Below are 5,565 nucleotides of genomic sequence, written 5' to 3' on the forward strand. Positions count from 1 at the left end.
ACCAGCCTCCGTGCAGCCCCCGGGGTCGCGGTGGCGGCCGCACGCGAGTGGCCAGGAGAACGGTCCGCCGGGCCGTCTTTACGGCCATCGCCGGCTTGCTCAGCCTGGCTGCGGGCGGCGTCATGAGCGCACCCGCCTTCACGCCCAGTGACATCATCAGCTGGGCGCCGCACTCCTTCACCGGCACGACCGAGTACCGACTGGTCGAGATCGATGGCCGCCAGGCCGTGGAGGCGAACTGCAACGATGGCACCGCTTCAGGTCTGTTCTACCGCGAGGATATCGACCTGACGCGGACACCCATCGTGGAGTGGGAATGGCGTGTCGATGAGACCCTGACCGGGATTGACGAAACCACCCGCGCCGGCGACGACTACCCCGCACGGCTCTACCTGGTCGACGAGGCGCCGTTCCTGCGCTGGCGCACGCGCGCCCTGAACTACGTCTGGAGCAGCACTTCGGAGCCGGGCAGCGACTGGCCGAATGCCTTCGCAAGCCAGGCTCGGATGATCGCCGTGGCTGGCGCGGAGCATGCGGGCCAGGGCTGGCGCACCGAGCGACGGAACGTGCTCGAGGACTTTCGCCGCCATCATGACCGCGAGCCGGACCGGATCAACGCGGTCGCGGTGATGACCGACTGCGACAACACCGGGGAGCAAACCCGCGCCTGGTACGGCAATATCCGCTTTCTGCCCGAATGAATGCAGCATTCCCCTTCGAGCCACGATCACGATAAGGACGAACGGCACCATGGCACAGACCGAACCGATGCGCCTTCTCGACGACTTCCCGCGGGTCCAGCGCGGGCGCCTTACGACCGTGCAGGCCAATCTCGGTTATGTCTGCAACCAGACCTGTTTTCATTGCCACGTGAACGCAGGCCCGAACCGCAGGGAGGTCATGCAGCGCGGGACCGTGGACGACATCCTCGCCTTCCTCGAGCGCGCCACCATCGAGACTCTGGACCTGACCGGCGGCGCCCCCGAACTGAACCCCTATTTTCGCGACCTCGTGGTCGAAGCGCGCGCTCTCGGCGTCGAGGTGCTGGACCGCTGCAACCTGACCATCCTGTCGCAGCCCGGCCAGGAAGACCTCGCGCAGTTCCTGGCGGAACAGCGGGTCGGGATCGTCGCGTCCCTGCCCTGTTACCTGGAACAGAACGTCGATGCCCAGCGCGGCGACGGCGTGTTCGAGGCAAGCCTGGCGGGACTGCGCGAACTGAATACGCTGGGCTATGGCCGACCGGGCTCGGGTCTTGAACTGAATCTCGTCTACAACCCGCAAGGGCCGCAACTGCCGCCACCGCAGGCCGCGCTCGAGGCCGCCTACCACGAGCATCTGCAAAGCCACTACGGCATCGCCTTCAACAGGCTGTACACGATCGCCAACATGCCCATCAATCGCTTCGCCAAGACGCTCGCGCGCAAGGGCGAGTACAACAGCTATATGCAGACCCTCCGGCTCGCCCACCAGGACGCGAACCTCGAACAGGTGATGTGCCGCTCGCTGATCTCGGTCGACTGGCAGGGCTACCTGTACGACTGCGATTTCAACCAGATGCTGCATATTCCGCTGGCCGCCACACGCCGCCCCCGCAGCCATATCCGTGACCTGGACCCGCGGCAACTGATCGACGGCGATATTGCCGTTGCCGATCATTGCTATGGCTGCACCGCCGGACAGGGATCCAGCTGCGGCGGAGCCCTTGGCTGACGCCGAACCCCGCTACAGGTGCCTGGCGCCCGTGGCCCACGCGACCTCGCCATCCACACGGGCGTCGTCGGCCCAAGGGAATCCTTTTAGGCTTTTCGGCTCTAAGTCGGGCATGAAGGAACTGATTGAACTCCTCCGCCGCAGCCTGGGCAACGACAGTGCCTGGACCGGGACGTCGCCTGGCAATGAGCCCATGGACGAGCAGGACATCCATCGCGCCACCGCTGCCCTGCTCTTCGAGGTCAGCCGGGCGGATTTCCACATCCATGACGACGAGCTGCTCGCGATCCGCGATCGCCTCGCGGCGGGCTTCGACCTGGACCCCAAGGAACTGGACCAGTTGGTGCAACTCGCACGGGAAGAGAGTGACGAACTCCTCTCGCTACACCCCTTCGTGCGCGTGATCAACGCCCGGGCGACGCCCGCGGACAAGCGGCGAATCCTGCTCGACCTCTGGCACGTCGCCTATGCCGACGGCCACTTGAACCCCCGGCAGGAGGCCACCGTGCGCCAGATCGCGGACCTCCTCTATGTTCCCCACGCGGTCTATCTCAGGACCAAGATCGAGGTGGAACCCACCGGTGGTCCCCGACGCTCCTGATCTCGCCTGTCTTGCCGGGCATTCGCTTTGAGCGGCCCAGATCTGTATAACAAAGGTTGCCGTAGGCGTTGACGCCTTTCGGGCCAGAAGCGCGAAAAAAAATGACTTTCTTCGCCCAACCCCCTGAATGCAGTAAAAATCCCCAGGCATTTCCATCCCGATCCCCCTGTTTGATTCGTTTTTTTCGAAATGTCGCTTGCATTCGCCCCCGGGGTCCCGTAAGCTGGCCTCATATTAGGTTTTCCTAATGGACCGATCAGAAGCCTGAGTCGTTCGAAAGGCACTCCGATCGAGTGATACAGAGCTTCAATCGCAGCGTCCGACCCTTGGCACTGCCCGTTACCGTAATAAAAACAAGGGCCTTTTACTCAAACCTCAAGGATTATAACTTATGCGCAACTCCATCAAACTTCTCGCCGTTGCCGCCCTCGTCGGCGCGTTCGCCATCCCGATGACCTCCAGCGCCCAGTGGGGCGGCCCGGGCTACGGTGGCCCTGGCTTCGGCGGTCCCGGTTACGGTTACGGCGGCCCCGGTTACGGTTACGGTGGCCCCGGCCACGGCCGCGGCATGGGTGACATGTTCGGCATGGGCGACATGTTCAGCGACTTCGACTTCTCCGCCCGCGGCCGTGGTCACGGCTACGGTTCCGGTCGCGGCTACGGCGACGCCTACGGCTACGGCCAGCCCTACGGCTACGGCCGCGGCTACGGCGCTCCCTACGGTGCCCCCCATGGCGGCCAGCCGATGATGCCTTACGGTCAGCAGCAGCAGCCGGAAGCCGCTCCTGCCGAATAAGTCAGTCTGAATATCGGCTAGTGTGAAAGGCCCGGTCCTTTGGACCGGGCTTTTTTACGTCTGCAGATCCGCGGTTCACGGAACCATGATCGCGCAGATCTCAGCCCTGCTGAACAAATGCGAGCGGCTCGGCGCGCTTCGCGAAGGACCCTGCCGCTTCACCCGCACCCGCGCATCACGTATCTTGCCTCGGCATCGCTCCCCGGAAACGGTTCCCCTGATGTCGCGACCCCCGATGTCCGCCCTGCGCGCCGCGATCGGCCCCGGCCTGTTGATGGCCGGCGCGGCGGTCGGCGTATCGCACCTAGTGCAGTCGACGCGGGCTGGCGCGGAGTACGGGCTGCTGCTGCTGCCGCTTGTCCTGCTCGCCTGCCTTCTCAAGTATCCCTTCCTCGAGTTCGGGCCGCGCTATGCCGCCGCGACCGGAGAGAACCTGCTGATCGGCTACCGGCGCATCGGGCGCTGGGCGCTGGGGCTGTTCGCCGTGATCACCTTCGGCACGATGTTCATCATCCAGGCCGTGGTCACGGTCGTCACGGCGGGGCTGGCCGGGTTGGTGTTCGGTCTGGACGCCTCACCCGCGACGATCTCGGCCGGTATCCTGCTCGCCTGTATGCTGCTGCTTGCGGTCGGCAACTACCGTGGGCTGGACCTGGCGATGAAGATGATCATGGCAGCCCTTGCGGTTTCCACGATCGCCGCGGTTGCGCTGGCGCTCGGTGGCCAACCCGACTGGTCAGGGCTCTCGGGGATCGACCAGGCCTCACGCCTCTGGACCGCGGCGGGATTCGCGTTCCTGCTGGCCCTGCTGGGCTGGATGCCGATTCCCCTCGATGTTGCCGTGTGGCACTCCCTGTGGACGCAGGAACGCGCGCGGGAAACCGGGCAACCGCCGAGCGTGCGCCATGCGGTCATCGATTTCCGCATCGGCTACATCGGCGCGACCCTGCTGGCTGCCGCGTTTCTGCTGCTGGGGGCGGTGTTGATGCATGCCAGCGGGCTTGGTTTCTCGGACTCGGCGGTCGGATTCTCGGGGCAACTGGTGAGCCTGTATGCCACCACCCTGGGCGAGTGGAGCCGGCCGTTGATTGCGGTCGCCGCACTGAGCGTGATGTTCAGCACCACGCTGGCGGTCACCGACGCCTACCCTCGCGTGTTGTCGGCACTGCTCGCCGCGGCCCGATTCGGGGCCGAGGACCCCCGCGCCAAGCGTCCGCATGACCCGCGCAGCTACCTGGTGGCACTGGTCGGCGTAATCACGGGCGCGTTGCTGATCCTCGTCCTGGCCGGCGCCCGCTTCACCCAGTTGATCGACCTGGCCACCACCATCTCCTTCCTCTCGGCCCCGGTGCTGGCCTGGATCACCTTCCGGGTGGTGACGGACGCGCACATGCCCGAGGCCGCGCGCCCCGGACCCGCGTTGCGCGCCCTGTCCTGGGCCGGGCTGATTTTCCTGACCGGTTTTTCCCTCACCTGGCTAGGCTGGCGCCTGTTCGGCTGATTGGCCCGGAGCCTTCACGCCGACGCCGGGCCGGTGCTGGAGGGACCCTCCAAAGCCCAGCTGCGCAGCACGCGGTACGGGCCGGGGTGCCCCCCCTGACCGGACTCGACCAGGACCATCCGGTCCGCCCACCAGTCCAGTGGCTCGATGGGAACGGCCTCGAAGCGGGTCACGAAGCGGCGCAGCGTGACATGGGGCCGGAACGGCCGGTCGTCCATCCGCACACCGCTGTCCCGGCAGACTCCCTGAAGCGACGTCGCCAGGGCCTCGAGCTCGGGGGATGTCTTCGAGGACCCCAGCCAGGCCACGCGGGGCCTTGGAAAATGGCCGAAGTGGTCCAGTCGCAGGTGTATCGGTGCGCCCCGGATTGCGGCGGCCCGGCTGATCAACCCGGCCACCACCTCCGAGGAGACCGTGCCGGGAAAGGCCAGCGTCAGATGCAGATGCTCCGGCGGCACCAGGCGGCCATCGGCCGGCATCCTGCGTGCCAGTGCCGCGAGACGCACCCGCAGACCGTCGTCGGGCCACAGGGCAAAAAAGACGCGCTGCAGATTGGTGTTATCCGTCATGAGGCAGACCTCGAAGGTTTGGTGGCCACCTCGGGCCGAATGGTGCCCCGTCCTTGATGCCCCGAGGGCGGCTGATGGGGTCTTCCGATTGCCGGGCGGGTCTATGCCGGACGCCCTTCAACAGGGCCCGTGTGCGACAATCCCCAGTAAGGCTCGGCGTGCACCCACCCCATACCTGAAGGTGCACGGAGCGCTGCAGAGGAAGGAAACGTACCATGCTGGACATCAGTGACATCATGACGCCGCGGGAAGACCTGGTGATCGTCGCACCCGACTGGTCGCTGGACGACGTCCGTCGCGTCCTTACCAAACATGCTATCCGCCACCTGCCGGTACTCGACGATTCCGGTCATCTGGTTGGCCTTGTGTCCCAGACCGACGTCCT

Annotated in this window: 7 protein-coding genes; 6 read left to right on the forward strand and 1 reads right to left on the reverse strand. The window is 65.8% G+C overall.

What is annotated here, in order from left to right:
- Nucleotides 1-47 precede the first annotated feature (47 nt).
- The 5 genes from EA346_RS07030 (at nucleotide 48) to EA346_RS07050 (ending at nucleotide 4,611) form a co-directional block, all read left to right on the forward strand.
- Nucleotides 48-701 (forward strand): DUF3047 domain-containing protein, encoded by a 654-nt coding sequence (locus tag EA346_RS07030; protein ID WP_296757024.1) that lies wholly within the window; start codon nucleotides 48-50, stop codon nucleotides 699-701.
- Between the two features lie 49 nt (nucleotides 702-750).
- Nucleotides 751-1,713: an arsenosugar biosynthesis radical SAM (seleno)protein ArsS gene (gene arsS / locus EA346_RS07035; RefSeq protein ID WP_296757015.1), complete on the forward strand. Its 963-nt coding sequence runs from the start codon at nucleotides 751-753 to the stop codon at nucleotides 1,711-1,713.
- A gap of 112 nt (nucleotides 1,714-1,825) precedes the next feature.
- Nucleotides 1,826-2,314: a TerB family tellurite resistance protein gene (locus tag EA346_RS07040; protein WP_296757017.1), complete on the forward strand. Its 489-nt coding sequence runs from the start codon at nucleotides 1,826-1,828 to the stop codon at nucleotides 2,312-2,314.
- Between the two features lie 391 nt (nucleotides 2,315-2,705).
- On the forward strand, nucleotides 2,706-3,110 hold the full coding sequence (locus tag EA346_RS07045; RefSeq protein ID WP_296757019.1) for a sulfur globule family protein: 405 nt from the start codon (nucleotides 2,706-2,708) through the stop codon (nucleotides 3,108-3,110).
- Nucleotides 3,111-3,330: 220 nt separating this feature from the next.
- Nucleotides 3,331-4,611 carry an Nramp family divalent metal transporter gene (locus EA346_RS07050; protein WP_296757020.1) on the forward strand — a complete coding sequence of 427 codons (1,281 nt, stop codon included), beginning with the start codon at nucleotides 3,331-3,333 and terminating at the stop codon, nucleotides 4,609-4,611.
- 14 nt (nucleotides 4,612-4,625) lie between these two features.
- On the opposite strand, the gene thpR is transcribed toward EA346_RS07050, so the two are convergent.
- On the reverse strand, nucleotides 4,626-5,180 hold the full coding sequence (gene thpR / locus EA346_RS07055; protein ID WP_296757022.1) for an RNA 2',3'-cyclic phosphodiesterase: 555 nt from the start codon (nucleotides 5,178-5,180) through the stop codon (nucleotides 4,626-4,628).
- Nucleotides 5,181-5,416: 236 nt separating this feature from the next.
- Here thpR and EA346_RS07060 point away from each other — a divergent pair.
- Nucleotides 5,417-5,565 (forward strand): CBS domain-containing protein (locus tag EA346_RS07060; protein WP_296757026.1); only part of this gene is annotated, 149 nt, incomplete at its 3' end.

Origin of the sequence: Thioalkalivibrio sp. (genome assembly GCF_007692535.1) — a bacterium.
Classification (GTDB): domain Bacteria; phylum Pseudomonadota; class Gammaproteobacteria; order Ectothiorhodospirales; family Ectothiorhodospiraceae; genus Thioalkalivibrio.

Bases quoted from the DNA above. Each gene is read 5' to 3' on its own strand.
- arsS (WP_296757015.1), top strand. From the start codon at position 751: ATGGCACAGACCGAACCGATGCGCCTTCTCGACGACTTCCCGCGGGTC.
- EA346_RS07040 (WP_296757017.1), top strand. From the start codon at position 1,826: ATGAAGGAACTGATTGAACTCCTCCGCCGCAGCCTGGGCAACGACAGT.
- EA346_RS07045 (WP_296757019.1), top strand. From the start codon at position 2,706: ATGCGCAACTCCATCAAACTTCTCGCCGTTGCCGCCCTCGTCGGCGCG.
- EA346_RS07050 (WP_296757020.1), top strand. From the start codon at position 3,331: ATGTCGCGACCCCCGATGTCCGCCCTGCGCGCCGCGATCGGCCCCGGC.
- thpR (WP_296757022.1), bottom strand. From the start codon at position 5,180: ATGACGGATAACACCAATCTGCAGCGCGTCTTTTTTGCCCTGTGGCCC.